Source organism: Corynebacterium kroppenstedtii DSM 44385 (genome assembly GCF_000023145.1).
Classification (GTDB): Bacteria; Actinomycetota; Actinomycetes; order Mycobacteriales; family Mycobacteriaceae; genus Corynebacterium; species Corynebacterium kroppenstedtii.
On the sequence record NC_012704.1, the window covers coordinates 1,351,571 to 1,367,750 of the forward strand.

Consider the following 16,180-nt stretch of genomic DNA (forward strand, 5'->3'; position numbering starts at 1 on the left):
GGGCTTATGGTTACTTGCTCTTCGAGGCCTTCTTGTTCTGCTTGTCCCGAGGAACCTCGACCAATTCGTAGGCCTCGATCTTGTCTCCGACGGAGATGTCGGGGTAGGACAAGACCATACCGCACTCGTAGCCGTGCTGGACTTCTTGGACATCGTCCTTACCGCGGCGCAGCGATGTGACGGTTGCCTTATCGGCAACAACATTGCCATCGCGAACCAACCGGACTGTCGCATTTCGCTTAACGACGCCTGTCTCAACCATGCAGCCGGCAATAAGACCAACTGCGGAGGCCTTGAACAGCTGACGGATCTCGGCGGTACCCAGGTCACGCTCTTCGTAGATCGGCTTGAGCATGCCGCGAAGAGCAGCCTCGATTTCTTCGATGGCCTTGTAGATGACCGAGTAGTACCGGACATCGACGCCCTCAGCGTGGGCGGCCTCAGTGGCCTTGCCTTCAGCACGGACGTTGAACCCGATGATGATCGCATCCGAGGCAGCCGCCAAGTGGACGTTTGTCTCGGTGACGGCACCGACGCCGCGGTCGATGATGTTGAGCTCAACTTCGTCTCCGACGTCGAGCTTAAGCAGAGCATCTTCCAGGGCCTCGACGGTACCGGCGTTATCACCCTTAAGGATGAGGTTGAGGCTGCTGGTCTCCTTAAGAACCTTATCCAGATCCTCAAGGGAGACAAGCTTGCGGGAGCGAGCCGCCAGGGCGTTACGACGCCGTGCGTCACGACGATCCGCAATCTGGCGGGCCGTGCGATCGTCCTCGACAACGAGGAGGTTATCGCCAGCGCCGGGGACACTGGTGAGTCCCTGGACCTGCACGGGTACCGAGGGGCCAGCATCGGTAATGTCATTGCCACGTTCGTCGGTCATACGACGGACGCGACCATGCGCGTCACCCACGACGATCGAGTCACCGACGTGCAACGTACCGCGCTGGACGATGACGGTGGCAACCGGTCCACGTCCACGGTCGAGGTGGGTCTCGATGGCAACACCCTGAGCATCCATGTCCGGGTTGGCCACCAGCTCGAGCGATGCATCCGCAGTCAACAGGACTGCTTCAAGCAGCTTGTCGATGTTCTGGCCCTGCTTCGCAGAGATATCCACGAACATGGTGTCCCCTCCCCATTCTTCTGGGGTGAGACCGTATTCGGTCATCTGGCCACGGATCTTCTCCGGGTCCGCGCCTTCTTTATCAATCTTGTTGACAGCAACGACGATCGGAACGTCGGCAGCTTTCGCGTGATTGATGGCCTCTACGGTCTGGGGCATAACACCGTCGTCAGCCGCGACCACCAAGATGGCGATATCGGTGGACTGAGCACCACGGGCACGCATGGCGGTGAACGCCTCGTGACCCGGGGTATCCAGGAAGGTCACCAAGCGGTGCTCGCCATCCAAGTCAACCTTCACCTGGTAAGCACCGATGTGCTGAGTGATGCCGCCGGCCTCGCCCGAAGCGACATTGGCTTTACGGATCGTGTCCAACAGGCGGGTCTTACCGTGGTCAACGTGACCCATGACGGTAACCACCGGAGGACGCTTAGTCAGATCCTCTGCGCCACCTTCGTTCTCACCGAACTGGAGGTCGAAGGATTCGAGGAGCTCACGGTCCTCGTCCTCAGGTGAGACAACCTGGACCTTGTAGTCCATCTCGTCGCCGAGAAGCATCAGAGTCTCGTCAGAGACCGATGCCGTCGCGGTGACCATTTCACCCAAGTTGAACAGGGCCTGGACCAATGCGGCTGGATCAGCATCGATCTTGTCCGCGAAGTCAGCCAGGGAGGCACCACGCGCGAGGCGAATAGCCTTGCCATGACCGTTGGGCAGCTTGACGCCACCAACAACGGTCGGGGCCTGCATTGCCTCGTACTCGTGCCTCTTCTGCCGCTTCGACTTACGACCGCGACGCGGAGCGCCACCGGGACGCCCGAATGCACCTGCGGTTCCACCGCGACGGCCTCCGCGACCACCGCGTGGACCGCCACCGGGTCCGTGTCCGCCACGGCCTCGACCGCCACCGAAGTGGTTCGAGGACTTGGAAGGCATCTGACCCGGGCTCGGGTGGGATGGCATCATCGCGGGAGTGGGAGCGTGCCCACTGCCCTGCTTCGAAGAGCGCTCGTTGCGGTTACCACCGCGACCACGACCGCTCGGCTTCGTGTGTGCACCGGGGCGTGGTGAGTGCTGACCGCCACCGCGCTGGCCGGGCTTACCCGACGTTCCACCGGGACGTGGCATATCTCCACCACGCGGGCGCGGGGCGGGCCGTGTTCCCGAGGAGAACGGGTTATTCGCTACACGAGGAGCTCGCTTGCCACCGGGCTTTGCACCTGGCTTCGGAGAGCCTTGACCCGGCTTCGGGGTCGAACGCTGGGAACGCGCAGCTTGATCACTCGGTTTCGGCCCGGGCTTCGGAGACTTCTTCCCTGCCGCCGTCGGTTCTTCAAACCGTGGCTGACCGGGCTTCGGCGATGATTTCCCAGCCGATGGCTTGGGCGATGCCGCTGACTTGGAGGCAGACGGCTTTCCAACACCCTGAGCGGACGACTTGCTACCGCTCTGTGCGGGGCGGGGAGCATTCGGGCTTCCCGAGGCACGGGCAGCTGTACCCGGAGTCGGACCAGACGGACGACGCTGCTGTCCCGGCGTCGACTGACCAGCTGCCGAGGAAGCCTTTCCACTAGCTTTGTCAGCAGATGCGGAGGCTGCAGCGGAATCCGACTGAGCACTACCAGTTGACGTACCCGACTGATTCGCCTTAGAGGTTTCTCCGCCTTTAGCGTTCTTTCGATTGGCCATCGACGCAGGCGACGGCGATGCCGAAGGATTCCTACGATGGGCCGCTGCGGCAGCAGCTGCGGCAGCTGCGGCCGCCGGATTCGACTTCGATGACGGTGACCCGGAGGACTTATCAGCCACCCCATAGTATTCCTTCATCTTTTTAACGACGGGAGGCTGGACCGTCGACGACGCGGTCTTGACAAATTCTCCCTGCTCTTCGAGCGCAGCGAGCAGCTTTTTACTTGTTAATTTAAGACTGCTGTCTAGCTGGTTGAGCTGTTTAACGAGCTCGTGGACACGAAGCTTTGGCACTACTCTCCTCACTTGTGGAGTCGAGGGCCTTCATGCCGCGTCGACTCCGGGGTTAACTGTTGACATTCATCGCTGATGCTTCATCGTGTGCTCATCAGTGTTCAGGTCTTCCTTCGTTCAATGGTTCCTACTGAGTGTGCAGAGTTCGGGTTAGTTGTACTGTCCGCCATCCCGATCCGTCTCAATCCTTGTGCAGAAAAGAGAAAGACACGGGTAAAACTGGCGTCGATTAGGTGGCAGTAACGCTCCCTGACTCCAATGACTCGATGTATTCACCGATCTGGCGGGTATCAGCCTTACCTGATACCCGGAGGGCGCGCTCGAAAGCACGCCGCTGACGAGCCCGTTCAAAGTTTTCGGCTGTGGGGATAATCCATGCCCCTCGACCTGGTAAGGACCGGGAAGGATCTGGAATAATCACAGCCTCTTTCTTTGATGAGCCGTCCTGTGATGCACCGTCTTGCCTTAGGACGACACGCAACATGCGAGTGTCAGAGCACCGCGTCCGAGTAGCAATGCAAGTGCGTTTGCGGACGGGGGTTGAACCCTGGCGATGCACTCTCTGCCACTCTCCTATCGCAGTAACTCTGTGTATGACTCTCTGTTGTGACTACTACGCGCTGAAGGCCATCAGAGCGTGCGTCATCGTCCCTCGTCATGGAAGGGCATACAACAGTGTAACGTCACAGACTGATTTACGCGAACTTACCAGCGTTTATTCAGTATCCGAGTGTATGTCGATACGCCATCCGGTTAGACGTGCAGCAAGACGGGCGTTTTGCCCTTCTTTACCGATGGCCAGAGATAGCTGATAATCCGGAACAGTCACCCGTGCGACTTGTTCCTCCGGATCAACAACCTCAACTTTAAGAACCTTCGACGGGGCCAAAGAATTCCCGACGAAGGTAGCGGGGTCCTCGTCGAAGTCGATGATGTCGATCTTTTCGCCGCCGAGTTCGTCCATGATCGCTCTCACGCGCTGCCCGCGAGGGCCGATGCACGATCCCTTCGCGTTCACGCCATCGATGGTCGATCGCACGGCAACCTTCGAGCGGTGGCCAGCTTCACGAGCAATGGAAACAACCTCGACGGAACCGTCGGCAACCTCGGGAACTTCGAGCTCGAACAGGCGATGCACGAATTCCGGGTGCGTCCTGGAGATCATGATCTGCACGCCACGTGGCCCGCGGTTGACGTTGACCACGTAGAACTTCAGGCGCTTGCCGTGAGGATATTTCTCGCCTGGGATCTGCTCGGCGGGGAGCAGCGTTCCGTCATTCCCGTGTGCTTCCGTGCCAAGGCGGGCAATAACGATCCCTTTCGCCCGCGCGAAAGAATCTGCCTCAACAATGCCTGTGACAACCTTCGAGGTCAGCGACGCATATTCCTCGTAGGTCTGGTCTGCTTCTGCCTCTTGCAAACGAGCCACCATTGCCTCGCGGACCGTGCCGGCGAATGAACGGCCAAAGTCCGACGGGGTTTCGTCGACTTCCGCGATGACGTTACCTTCGTCGTCTCGCTCGGTGACGATAACGGCCACATGCCCATCGTCGGGATCGACATCGACGCGCGCTTCTGAATCACCCCCCGAAGACTTCTCCCACGCTTCCAGCAGAGCCTTTGCGATGGTGGCTGTCATGTCTTCCACGGACACCCCGCGCTCACGTTCAATCGCGCGCAGCGTGCTCAAGTCGATGTTCACTTGTAGCCCTTCGATTTTGTACCTGCAACCTCAACTTCCCATAGGCTACTCACTGGTCGTTTGGTCGCAAAATGTGGCCCGTGGCGCAATCATGTGTAGCTATTCTCGGGCACTATCCCAACTGATCAAAGGGCGTGTTAACGAGGCTCATTTCGGCCTCGGGCGGAGTTGAAAACTCCACTTCGAGCTTCGCTTCACGGATCTGGTCCAGTGGGTAGGTCTTCACCGACGGTTCTTTCTTCCCGGGGAGAACTACAGCCAGCTCGGTCTCGTCAGCGTTCAAGGCACCGACTCGGGCGACGAAGCGAGCGTTGGCGGCGTTGGCCGTAGCGTGTTCGTCGTCGGCCTGGTTGAGAACAAACGTGGCTATGTGCCCCCGTTGGCGTCGGAAATGACGAGCGGCGAGCAAGGGTTCATCGAAACCTGGGGTCGAGACCTCAAGACGGTAACCGGCGCCGAAGTTCAACTCCCCATCACTTTCGGCGGCGTCGAAGTTGCGGGAAATCTCGTCCGAGAGTTCCTCGATAACGTCCAGATCAGGGCGCTGGTCACCGTCGATGCGGATAATGACGGCAGACTTCGCGCCCGCTTTTTTAATATCGACCTTTTCAACATCCAATCCACGCGGACCCACGATCTGTTGCACGCGCTGTGTAATCTCTTCTGCCGTCGGGAAAGCCATAAAACCAGGATAACGAGTACCAGCCAAGCCCACTAACCGCCTGTGAGAGACTAGAACGGTGATGAGGAACGTGAAAAGCTCGAAGACGACGAGGAATAGCAGTGCTGAGCAGCTGAAACAGAATAGCTCACGTGAAAACCGCGGTGCTGCCCTATCTCGGCGGGCTTTCTTCGGACGCTCCGCGCAGGCCATAGGTGCTGCCGTCGCCGTTACGGTGCTCTCCGGAAGCGGCCTGCTAGTCGGGTGCGAATCTACGCACACCAAGCCTGACCAGAAATTATCTGACCTCTACGCACAGGCCAACGGGGTGGCGGGCTCACTTGACGCTTCAGAACACCACGATGCCGCGGTCTTTGTTCACGCCCACGCGGATGCACTACGACAAGAAATCCGACGCATATGTGGCACGGATAAAGACGGGAATTCTCCGTCAACGTGCTCGGATTCCACATTGGATTCTGAAGGCAACAGCGGTAATCCACAACCTGCTGGCGGCAACAGTGACGAAGAGTTATCCCAAAAGCTGAAGGATCTCCGCTCGTCAGTTGTCTCGGTGGCATCTCAAGCGGACACTAAACGCAATAACGGTTTACTTGTCTCTATTGCTTCATCACTATCGGTCATCGCCGCGCAAACGTCGTTGGGCGACTCGGACTCGGCTAACACGGGGACGGCACAGGACAACGATGCTGCTTCACAATCCAGCCCCACCGCAACGTCGGGTTCATCGAGTGGCAACCGTCGTCCCAATAAAGCTGATGTCACCGCAATGACCACGCTGCTCACGACGGAGTATCAAATTATCTACGGGTTCGAGTTAGCCCTGCCCTTTGCGGACTCTGCGCTAAAAAAGAGCATCGAGTCGGCAGCGAATAAGCACCGGGCGACGCGGGATCGCATCATTTCATGGCTCGAGGATCAGGCGAAGGTGTCTCAGAAAAACGTCCCCCTCGCCGATGCTGCATACTCATTTGCAGCCCCGCCGACAGACTTAGAAACCGCCCACCAGTTCCTGATTAACCTGGAGCTACTTGCGTGCGCTCGAACGTACGACCAAGCTCGGGGTATGAACACAGGTAGTGCGATGGACATAGCTTCCTCGCTGATGACGCCTTCAGCCGTGGACGCCGCATACTTCATCGACAAAGCTGGGGGAAGCGCGATGAATGATGATCGCCTCCACCTGCCAGGCATGGGGACGTCGGCAAATATCTAGCCCCACCCTGGTCAGCTCCTCCGGCGTTAGCTTGCCGCCGTTAATTTTTCACACAGCGACGTTAGCCTTTCACGAGGCGAGCGATATGCTCTGCCGCATCGTCGACGGGGACAGTCTCCACCGAATCGGCCAACCGATCGCGCACCTCAATTTTGCCTTCCTTGAACGCGCGACCTAGCACCACAACGTAGGGCATACCCAGCAGTTCCGAATCCTTGAACTTCACACCTGGGCTGACCTTCGGCCGATCGTCGAAAAGAATGTCGAGCCCACGGTTGGATAGTTCTTCCGCGAGAGTAGACGCCGCTTCCGCTGCCTCCGCATCCTTATTCGCAACCACGAGATGGACGGGGAACGGCGCAACGCTGACCGGCCATTTCAGGCCCTTGTCGTCGTGGTACTGCTCAGCAACGACGGCGACCAACCGCGAAACTCCGACCCCATAGGATCCCATCGTGGGCCGCGAGCGCTTACCGTTCTCATCCAACACATCGAGTTCGAAGGCGTTGGTGTACTTCCGGCCAAGCTGGAAGATGTGGCCGATCTCAATACCCTGCTTGAGGAGCAACGTGCCCGTTCCATCCGGTGCAGGATCTCCCTCTTTCACCTCGGCGGCCTCGATAGTGCCATCCGGCGTGAAATCGCGGCCCACCGTGACATCAACGCTGTGCTGGCCGTCCACTCCGGCCCCGGTAATCCACCGCGTACCCGCTACCACGCGTGGATCAACAAGGACCTTCACATCGTGCTCCGCCATTCCCACTGGACCGACGTAGCCCTTGGGCAGGAAGTCATGCTCGTCGAAATCTTCCTGCTCAGCCAGGACAACTTCTTTCGGCTCCAGCGAGGCCTCGAGGCGTTTCATGTCCACCTCGCGGTCACCAGGGATCGCAATAATGGCGTACGAGAAGTCCTCTTCCCCCGGTTCCCGCGTCTTCACTACCACGCATTTCAGGGTATCTTGAGCAGTGATTTCACGACCGAACCGCTGGGACACAGTCTCATTCGAATTGGCCCAGTCCACCAGCGTGGCAATCGTCGTACAGTTAGGCGATTCCAGTGTGATCGCTGGCTCAATCGAATCGATCGCGTTTTCGTCGACAGTCGGTGCAGGAGTAACGACAGCCTCAACATTGGCCGCATAATCAGAGCTTGTCGACGTCACAAACGTGTCTTCGCCGACGGGCGAGACAGCGAGGAATTCCTCAGACGCGGACCCACCCATCGCACCAGACGTCGCAGCACAGATAGCGTAATCGAGGCCTAAGCGGTTAAACATGCGCTGATAGGCGGCCCGGTGCTTCTGGTACGACTCCTCTAGCCCCTCGTCTTTCATATCAAAGGAGTAGGAATCACACATGACGAATTCCCGCCCGCGCAAAATTCCTGCGCGAGGCCGTTCTTCATCTCTGTACTTGGTTTGAATTTGATACAGGGTGACGGGGAAATCTTTATACGAGGAGTACTCGCCTTTCACCGTCTCGGTAAAAATTTCCTCATGAGTAGGGCCTAAGAGATAATCGCCTTTTTTACGGTCTTTTAACCGGAAAAGGGCGTCGCCGTACTCTGTCCATCGACCTGTCACTTCATAGGCATCGCGAGGAAGTAAGGCAGGTAATTCAATTTCTTGAGCACCTATACCGTCCATCTCTTCCCGCACAATCCGCTCAATGTTTCGCAGAACCTTGAGCCCGAGCGGCAGCCACGAATACACACCGGGTGCGATGCGTCGAATAAAACCGGCCCGAACAAGGAGCTTGTGGCTAGGAACTTCTGCATCTGCAGGGTCTTCACGCAAGGTTCGCACAAAGAGAGAGGACATACGGGTAATCATGGCTCGATACATTACCCCACAGTTTCAGTGAGGTCGCGCTCCGGTGGATGGCAATCTCTGTGGTGGAGGTGCGCGTTCACATCTCAGCGCGGTGTTAGCAACAAAGCCATCGCCAGAGTCACGGTCAAAGCCATCATCAGAGCCTCCGTCGAACCTGGCTCACCATAGCCGTAATTACACCTGCATAGGGGTAAAATCCCAACACGTAATAAAAACTATTCTTTCTTTTTTAACGCCATTTTGCGCCTGGATACACCCTCTTAATCGATCAACTACAACGATTAACAAACCAGCTGAGCTGAGAAAATACACGCATTTTCGACATTAAAGTGTCCGCTGTGCCTGCACACCCGTGCCGAACATCAGTAAATAACGGAAGGAGACTCTATGTCTGAACGAAAGCCCATTCGCGTGGCGATTGCTGGAGTCGGAAACTGCGCCTCATCACTCGTTCAAGGGGTGGAGTATTACAAAGACGCCGATCCGGAAGAAACAGTCCCCGGACTCATGCACGTGAAATTCGGCGACTATCACGTCGGCGATATTGAATTTGTCGCCGCATTTGACGTCGATGCAAAGAAAGTTGGCACTGATCTTTCCAACGCCATTAATGCGTCAGAAAACTGCACGATCAAGATTTGCGACGTTCCCTCGAGTGGATTCACTGTTCAGCGTGGTCCTACGTATGACGGTTTAGGTCAGTACTACAAAGAGACAATTGATGAGTCGGCCGAAGAACCTGTTGATGTCACTCAGGTGCTCCGCGATACCCAGGCGGACGTCCTCGTGTCATATCTGCCCGTGGGATCCGAGCAGGCCGACAAGCATTATGCGCAGTGTGCGATTGACGCTGGCGTTGCGTTTGTTAATGCACTCCCCGTGTTCATTGCGTCCGACCCAGAGTGGGCCAAGAAATTCGAAGACGCCGGCGTGCCGATTGTTGGTGACGATATTAAATCACAAGTCGGGGCAACAATTAGCCACCGCGTGATGGCGAAACTCTTTGAAGATCGTGGAGTTCGGCTTGACCGCACGATGCAATTAAACGTCGGCGGAAATATGGACTTCAAAAATATGCTGGAACGCCGCCGGCTCGAATCAAAAAAGATTTCTAAAACGCGGGCGGTGACGTCGAATCTTGAGCACGATATGGGTGAAGGCAATGTCCATATTGGGCCGTCCGATTATGTTAGTTGGCTTGACGACCGAAAATGGGCCTATGTGCGGTTGGAGGGAACAACTTTCGGCGATGTCCCACTCAATCTGGAATACAAATTAGAAGTTTGGGACTCCCCTAACTCGGCCGGAATAATTATCGACGCTCTTCGCGCGGCAAAAATTGCGAAAGATCGAGGGGTATCCGGTCCTGTGTATTCGGCCGCGTCGTACCTCATGAAGTCGCCACCGAAACAGCTGCGCGATGAGGTTGCTCGGCAGCAGCTCGAAGAATTTATCAGTGGCGAATAATTCCTGCCTCCGCCCCTCAGCGTGGTACCGGGATGATCGCCCGATAGGCTTTCCCCATGCTGATAATCCTTCCGCCATCGGAGTCACAATCTCACCCAGCCGATACTGCGGATCGTGGATCCTCCCACGGTGATGGCCCAACTTTGGATTGGGACACGTTGCGCTTTCCCTCTCTCAATCCGACGCGCCAGGAGATCGCTCAGGAGCTCATCGCCTTGTGTAGCGTCGAGACTGACGAAGGGCGGGCGCACGCTCGGGAAATATTGGGGTTGTCTGAGCGCCTTGATTCCGAGCGCGCATCAAACGCTCAGCTTTTAACCAGTCCAGCTGCTCCCGCTTTAACGATCTACACGGGTGTCCTGTACGACGCACTCGCTCCGTCGGGCCGAGGCGAGCCCATCACGAAAGCCGGTCACATTTGCCCTGCTGTGGGACCTTTGCCCTCCTCAGCTACGCGTCGTCTAGCCATAGGTTCAGCATTATTCGGGGTTATTTCTGCCGACGACGTCATCCCTCATCACCGGCTATCCGGCACCGTAACCTTGAACGACTCGACGATGCGGGCGCGGTGGAAACCGGCCTTAACTCATGCTCTAGTCGAATGGTGCGACAGCACGGACGCGCAATCCAACGCGATATTCGATTTTCGCTCCGGGACCTACCGGAATCTGGGGCCTGTGCCCGGCGCGACAGAAATACGCGTCGAGACGATCGACTCGTCTGGAAAACGGAAAGTGGTCTCTCACTTCAACAAGTTTTATAAGGGCCTGGTCGCTAGACACTTGGCGGAAGCTTCTGAATGTAATCAGGAAGACGCTGCCGAGCTTTTATCCAGCGTGATCGACAAGGAGTTGGGGTTCGCAACGGAAATCCAGGCGGGAGCGGTGAAAGGGACGAAAGGCGACCTCGTCACCATGCTCATTCCGCAGTAGAGCTCACGCGGCGTGAGAGCCGAGTTCGCGTGAAGGGCTTATTCTGCGTGGGGACGCGGTACCGCGACGTCACCGATAACAATCACCGCCGGCGGATCGACGTTTTCCAGCACCTGCCCTAACGAGGCCAACGTCGTCGCAATCGATTTTTCGTTGGACGTCGTTCCTTCTTGAGTGACAAAAGCTGGGGTCTCAGGGTCACGACCTGCATCCATCAGCGCTTGTGCGATGGCGCCACCATTTTTCACGCCCATGATGATGCAAATTGTGCCCCTCATGTGGCCTAATGCATCCCAGTTCACGAGTGACTTGGGGTGCCCGGGCGGCACGTGGCCCGACACCACGGTGAAATCATGAGTCACGCCGCGTTGAGTCACAGACACACCGGCGGTTTCGGGCACAGCAATGGGGCTTGTTATCCCCGGGACAACGGTGACCGACACATGCTGGTCTTCGCAGTACTCTTGCTCTTCGAGCCCACGGCCGAAAATGAATGGGTCCCCGCCCTTCAGCCGAACGACAAATTGACCGGCTTCCGCATGTTCAACGAGCATCGAGTTGATTTTTTCCTGGGCTACCGACTTGCGGTATGGCAGCTTTGCCACATCAATAACATCGCAATCAGCGGGAATAATTGACGACAAATCCGGCGCTAAGTGGTCGATCAAAATGACGTCCGCGGCCCCCACATATTGATATCCGCGGTACGAGATCAAGCCTGGATCGCCTGGGCCACCACCGACTAAGGCAACTGTTCCACGAAGCTGTCCTCGGATATCGCTGATAGTCTCCGACGGCAGCGGTCGGAGGGTCACTGGTGGCAAATCGGTCATAGCCTTCAGCTTAGTCTCGGTCTCGTTGGGGGCGGACGCTGGTGGATGGGTTGGCTGTGTACGCAGGTTATCGCGCCACTAACGACGAGGTGACGGCTCACGCGTACCGCGGCAGCTCACGCGTAATGGTGCGACGGCTGATCGTGAAACTCGCGGCATGCGTCGACAAAATTGACGATAGCGCTGGGCATGGCGGCAGGATGGGTATGCAAATACGACGCATGAATGTTGTTGCGCACCCAACCCTCGTGGACGTCACGGCCGTCCCATCCCGTCCATGTCCACGCAGACTGACGTTCTGACGGATCACTCGAACCGCCCGTAGCAGCGTCGTCAATAACGAGGGATGTGTGATGGAATTCGTGTCCAATGAGCTGGTCACCCTGATGCCATAACGCTGAGGACTGTGTTGCGGTCGCCTCGCGGTAGCCGAGAGTTACCCGCTTGTTCATGTGCGCGGACGCCGGGAATACCCCACACATGGGATAGCCCTCCAGGCTCTCAAGGAGCCACAAGAGCCCAGCGCACTCGGCGTGAATAGGGCGATGGCAATCCGCTGATTCGCGGATGAGTCCAGCCAAGCGTCGCCTCGAGGACAGCTCCTTCACGTGCTCTTCCGGGAACCCTCCCGGGATGATAATTCCGTCGGAGCGCCGGATAGCATCGCACGCGGTGTCTTCATCCCCCAGCGGATCCACATCGATGACATCAGCACCCGCTGCGTCGAGCAGTTCCCGATGCTCTGCATACGAGAAGCTAAATGCGGGCCCACCGACCATGGCAATCAATGGGCGCTCTGATCGACGAGGACCGGCACCGGTGTGGCACCGCTTGATCTCCTCAGCAGGATTCCACACCGGGCCCGGCACGGGCGGTGTGGCTAGGTCGCGCACAGCGTCCAGGTCAACGGAGTCTTCCACCATGTCCGCCATATGACTGACGGCTTCCTGTGCTTCGGCACTCCACTCGGATGTCGTGATGAGCCCCAAATGCCGGCTCGGCACCTCGACATCGACGGCACGCGGAACTGCACCAATGACCGGAACGCCCTGCTCTTCGACTGCTTTTGTTGCGACAGCCGTGTGTCTGGTGGAGCCCACTCGGTTCAAGATCACGCCAGCGATGGTCACGTCCGGGTCCAGGGTCGAAAAACCTTTTACGACGGCTCCGACCGACTGGCTCATTCCGCGGACATCAATGACGAGGACGACGGGGAGGCCAATTAGCCGGGCGACTTCAGCCGTGGAGCCACTGGCTACTGAACCGCTGACAGCTGCGCCACTCTGGGCGGCAACACTTTTCTCGTTACCGACGTGCGAGGACAAGGCCGGAATTCGACCGTCGAAAAGGCCCATCACGCCTTCCACCACGGCAATGTCCGCAACCAAGGAGCCGTGACGATACAACGGGGCTATGCGGTCGGTTCCGCACATGACTGAATCGAGGTTACGTCCTGGCCGGCCCGTGGCTACACCGTGATAACCAGGGTCAATGTAGTCGGGACCGATTTTAAACGGCGCAACAATGTGTCGTCGGCTCAGCGCCGCCATAAGACCTGTGGCAAGCGTCGTCTTTCCCGTCCCCGAGGCGGAACCGGCAATAACAAGTCCCGGCGCGCCCGTACCTTGGGTGTCTACCACTCGATACCTTTCTGGCCTTTTCGTCCTTGATCCATGGGGTGCTTGATTTTCTCCATCTTGGTTACAAGGTCGGCAACGTCAATGATCTCTTGTGGTGCACGCCGGCCCGTAATGACGACGTGCTGGGTGCCGGGGCGGTTCCGGAGCGTCTCGGCTACTTTCTCAACAGGGACCCATCCCCATGACATGGGGTAGGTGAATTCGTCCAGGACATAAAAATCGTGGGTTTCCTCGTGGAGCCGTCGGGCAACCTCGTGCCACCCATCGAGGGCGTTGCGCGCGTGGTCGTCTTCGGTTCCCTTGGTCCGGGACCATGACCACCCTTCGCCCATTTTGTGCCATTCGACGGGTCCGCCGACGCCGGTCTCGTCGTGTAGCTCCCCCAGTTTCCGGAAGACAGCTTCCTCGCCGACCCGCCATTTCGCGGACTTGACGAACTGGAAGACGCCGATGCTCATCCCCTGGTTCCACGCGCGCAGGGCCATTCCGAAAGCAGCTGTGGATTTTCCTTTGCCATCGCCCGTGTTGACCGCGGTGACGGGGAGCATCCGTCGCTGTCGTGTTGTTAATCCGTCGTTGGGAATGTTCGCGGGATCAACTTTTCCTTTGGGCATTGTCGTCTCTCTCCTCAGTGACTGTCATTGCCTGCGCGCGTGCTTCTATCCAATTATCGCTGTGCGTATTCAGGGCTAAGCAGAGTGGTTGCTTTGCCCCGACGCTCTGGCTCGACGTTCTAACGCAACGTACTAGCTCAACGTCTTGATGACTCCACCTAGATTATCGGCCGACAGCTCATCTAACCGAACACACGGGGCATGGAGGTAAGCCGCTAACCGCGATGCTAAACCTAGTCGCACCCGGCCTTGGCGTTCACAATCGATGACGACACTCCCTGCGAGCCCCCGACGAGCGATACGGCGAGCTGCTGCTTCGGCGGCGGCCAAACCGCCTTTGCCATTGGCACGTCCATCCGATAGGCACATGAGGATGGCTCTGCGGCCGGGCTCCCGATAATGCTCGCGAGTAATGAGCTCATAAGCCTTATCGAGCCCAGCGGCCAACGGTGTACGTCCACCAGTTTTGACATCGGCTAAACGACGGGCAGCGATCGTGATCGACCGCGTCGGCGGAAGGACGACTGTTGCTTCCGACCCATGAATAGTGATCACGGCGACTTTGTCGCGGCGCTGGTAAGCGTCGGTGAGCATCGACATAATCGCCCCTGTCACAGCTGAGAGACGGTCACGTGCTGCCATCGATCCCGAGGCATCAACGAGGAACACGACGAGATTTGCTTCCGATCCTCGACGAATACTTCCGCGCACGTCATTCGATTCCAGAGGAACACGGTGCGTGTGATTGTCGATCCGCGCTCCACGGTCTGCCGCGGCGAGGACCGTACCTACGACGTTAAAACCGTGGCCGTCTCGTACGGCTCGAATCGTTGAGCCGTGCGCTGATATGGCATGCGATCGTCGCCCCAGCGCGGTGGATTCGACCTGGCCTAATTTCTGAAGCTGAACAAGCCTAGCGGCGAAAGGGCGCGCCCTGGACGGCGCGGCCTCCTTCCTGCGGTGCCGGACCGCGGTTGTCATCGTTGGCCGCATCGGACTGGTTCTGCTGCGATGTGGGCTGCTCAGCGCTGGGGTCAGGGGTCTCATCCGAGTGGCCATCGTCGCTGGTGGTGTCGTCGGCATCGTTAGTATCGACGTCACCATCACTGTCCTCAGTGTTGTCCGGCGCGGAGTCGTCATCCGGTTCGTCGGGGACCTCGTCACGTGCGCGGTCCAGCGCGTCGTCCAGCTCGTCGTCGCTGATATCAGGGGAATCGAAGGGGTCCCGACGTCGGTGAGGGAGCGCCAACTCGGCCGCGACTTTAATGTCCGAGTCTTTGATCGTTGTCCGGCCCTCCCAGGCAGCATGGGCGGCGGCGGCACGGGCAATCACGAGGTCTGCGCGCATGCCATCGACATCAAAGGATGCACAGATGGATGCGATTCGTCCTAAGACGACGTCGGTGAGTTCTACTTCTGCCACACGTTCTTTAGCCGCAACAATGCGCGTTGCGATGTCTCGCTCGGCATCGGCCCAGTGCTCGAGGAATTCCTCGGGGTTCTCATCGAAGGCCAAGCGGCGGCGCATTACTTCCGTCCGCGACTTCGTGTCACGCGGCGCGGAAACGTCGACCGCCAAACCAAACCGGTCCAAAAGCTGGGGGCGCAACTCCCCTTCTTCCGGGTTCATCGTGCCGACGAGGACAAAGTCGGTGTCCTCAGTGTGAGAGACCGCGTCGCGTTCGATACTGATGTGGCCGGTTGCTGCAGCGTCGAGAATGATGTCGACTAAGTGGTCCGCTAGCAGGTTGATTTCATCGACGTACAGCACTCCCCCGTTGGCTTCACTGAGCAAGCCGGGCTGGTATTCAGCGTGGCCGGTGGTCAAAACGCGCTCGACATCAATAGAGCCCACCACACGGTCTTCCGTTGCACCCAACGGGAGGTTAACGACCTTCGCCTTCGGGTCCGGAAGCATCCGGGAGAAAGCGCGGACTGTCGTCGTCTTCGCCGTGCCCTTTTCGCCTCGAACAACGACGCCGCCGATGCGAGGAGAAATAGCGGTCAAGATCAGCGCTAATTTCAGCTGGTCCTGCCCAACCACGGCACTGAAAGGGAAAAGCGAAACGCTGTGTGACGAAGGCAACATACTTCCTACTCTAGAGGCTTCCTACCGTGAACGGTTTACCGCCACTGATAATAAACACCAGG

Annotated in this window: 13 protein-coding genes; 3 read left to right on the plus strand and 10 right to left on the minus strand. The window is 58.0% G+C overall.

Annotation, left to right across the window (positions count from 1 at the left end; genetic code table 11):
• Positions 1-10: 10 nt before the first annotated feature.
• The 4 genes from infB to rimP all read right to left on the minus strand — a co-directional run bounded on the left by infB (position 11) and on the right by rimP (position 5,493).
• Positions 11-3,109: a translation initiation factor IF-2 gene (gene infB, locus CKROP_RS05635; protein WP_012731774.1), complete on the minus strand. Its 3,099-nt coding sequence runs from the start codon at positions 3,107-3,109 to the stop codon at positions 11-13.
• A gap of 229 nt (positions 3,110-3,338) precedes the next feature.
• The gene (locus CKROP_RS11110; protein WP_012731775.1) at positions 3,339-3,668 is read right to left on the minus strand and encodes a YlxR family protein; all 330 of its coding nucleotides are present in this window, start codon (positions 3,666-3,668) and stop codon (positions 3,339-3,341) included.
• Positions 3,669-3,824: 156 nt separating this feature from the next.
• The gene (nusA, locus tag CKROP_RS05640) at positions 3,825-4,811 is read right to left on the minus strand and encodes a transcription termination factor NusA (RefSeq protein ID WP_012731776.1); all 987 of its coding nucleotides are present in this window, start codon (positions 4,809-4,811) and stop codon (positions 3,825-3,827) included.
• Positions 4,812-4,923: 112 nt separating this feature from the next.
• On the minus strand, positions 4,924-5,493 hold the full coding sequence (rimP, locus tag CKROP_RS05645) for a ribosome maturation factor RimP (RefSeq protein ID WP_012731777.1): 570 nt from the start codon (positions 5,491-5,493) through the stop codon (positions 4,924-4,926).
• Between the two features lie 70 nt (positions 5,494-5,563).
• On the opposite strand from rimP, the gene CKROP_RS05650 reads away from it, so the two are divergent.
• Positions 5,564-6,709, plus strand: coding sequence for a DUF4439 domain-containing protein (locus CKROP_RS05650; RefSeq protein ID WP_012731778.1), 1,146 nt, complete (start codon positions 5,564-5,566; stop codon positions 6,707-6,709).
• Positions 6,710-6,770: 61 nt separating this feature from the next.
• Here CKROP_RS05650 and CKROP_RS05655 read toward each other — a convergent pair whose 3' ends face one another.
• Positions 6,771-8,543 carry a proline--tRNA ligase gene (locus CKROP_RS05655; protein ID WP_041628839.1) on the minus strand — a complete coding sequence of 591 codons (1,773 nt, stop codon included), beginning with the start codon at positions 8,541-8,543 and terminating at the stop codon, positions 6,771-6,773.
• 387 nt (positions 8,544-8,930) lie between these two features.
• Here CKROP_RS05655 and CKROP_RS05660 point away from each other — a divergent pair, with 387 nt between their 5' ends.
• Positions 8,931-10,010 carry an inositol-3-phosphate synthase gene (locus CKROP_RS05660; RefSeq protein ID WP_012731780.1) on the plus strand — a complete coding sequence of 360 codons (1,080 nt, stop codon included), beginning with the start codon at positions 8,931-8,933 and terminating at the stop codon, positions 10,008-10,010.
• 56 nt (positions 10,011-10,066) lie between these two features.
• The gene (gene yaaA, locus CKROP_RS05665; protein ID WP_012731781.1) at positions 10,067-10,942 is read left to right on the plus strand and encodes a peroxide stress protein YaaA; all 876 of its coding nucleotides are present in this window, start codon (positions 10,067-10,069) and stop codon (positions 10,940-10,942) included.
• A 38-nt stretch (positions 10,943-10,980) separates the two neighbouring features.
• Here yaaA and cobA read toward each other — a convergent pair whose 3' ends face one another.
• The 5 genes from cobA to CKROP_RS05690 all read right to left on the minus strand — a co-directional run bounded on the left by cobA (position 10,981) and on the right by CKROP_RS05690 (position 16,118).
• On the minus strand, positions 10,981-11,775 hold the full coding sequence (cobA, locus tag CKROP_RS05670; RefSeq protein WP_012731782.1) for a uroporphyrinogen-III C-methyltransferase: 795 nt from the start codon (positions 11,773-11,775) through the stop codon (positions 10,981-10,983).
• A gap of 116 nt (positions 11,776-11,891) precedes the next feature.
• A complete protein-coding gene (locus CKROP_RS05675) occupies positions 11,892-13,415 on the minus strand; it encodes a cobyrinic acid a,c-diamide synthase CobB (protein ID WP_012731783.1) in 1,524 nt (507 codons plus the stop codon).
• Positions 13,409-14,029: a cob(I)yrinic acid a,c-diamide adenosyltransferase gene (gene cobO, locus CKROP_RS05680; RefSeq protein WP_012731784.1), complete on the minus strand. Its 621-nt coding sequence runs from the start codon at positions 14,027-14,029 to the stop codon at positions 13,409-13,411. Before cobO ends, CKROP_RS05675 begins: the two co-directional genes overlap by 7 nt.
• A gap of 132 nt (positions 14,030-14,161) precedes the next feature.
• Positions 14,162-15,010, minus strand: coding sequence for a vWA domain-containing protein (locus CKROP_RS05685; protein WP_081429414.1), 849 nt, complete (start codon positions 15,008-15,010; stop codon positions 14,162-14,164).
• A complete protein-coding gene (locus CKROP_RS05690) occupies positions 14,943-16,118 on the minus strand; it encodes a magnesium chelatase ATPase subunit I (protein WP_012731786.1) in 1,176 nt (391 codons plus the stop codon). The genes CKROP_RS05685 and CKROP_RS05690 overlap by 68 nt, the downstream gene beginning before the upstream one ends.
• Positions 16,119-16,180 lie beyond the last annotated feature (62 nt).

Bases quoted from the DNA above. Each gene is read 5' to 3' on its own strand.
- rimP (WP_012731777.1), bottom strand. From the start codon at position 5,493: ATGGCTTTCCCGACGGCAGAAGAGATTACACAGCGCGTGCAACAGATC.
- CKROP_RS05655 (WP_041628839.1), bottom strand. From the start codon at position 8,543: ATGATTACCCGTATGTCCTCTCTCTTTGTGCGAACCTTGCGTGAAGAC.
- CKROP_RS05660 (WP_012731780.1), top strand. From the start codon at position 8,931: ATGTCTGAACGAAAGCCCATTCGCGTGGCGATTGCTGGAGTCGGAAAC.
- yaaA (WP_012731781.1), top strand. From the start codon at position 10,067: ATGCTGATAATCCTTCCGCCATCGGAGTCACAATCTCACCCAGCCGAT.
- cobA (WP_012731782.1), bottom strand. From the start codon at position 11,775: ATGACCGATTTGCCACCAGTGACCCTCCGACCGCTGCCGTCGGAGACT.
- cobO (WP_012731784.1), bottom strand. From the start codon at position 14,029: ATGCCCAAAGGAAAAGTTGATCCCGCGAACATTCCCAACGACGGATTA.
- CKROP_RS05685 (WP_081429414.1), bottom strand. From the start codon at position 15,010: ATGACAACCGCGGTCCGGCACCGCAGGAAGGAGGCCGCGCCGTCCAGG.
- CKROP_RS05690 (WP_012731786.1), bottom strand. From the start codon at position 16,118: ATGTTGCCTTCGTCACACAGCGTTTCGCTTTTCCCTTTCAGTGCCGTG.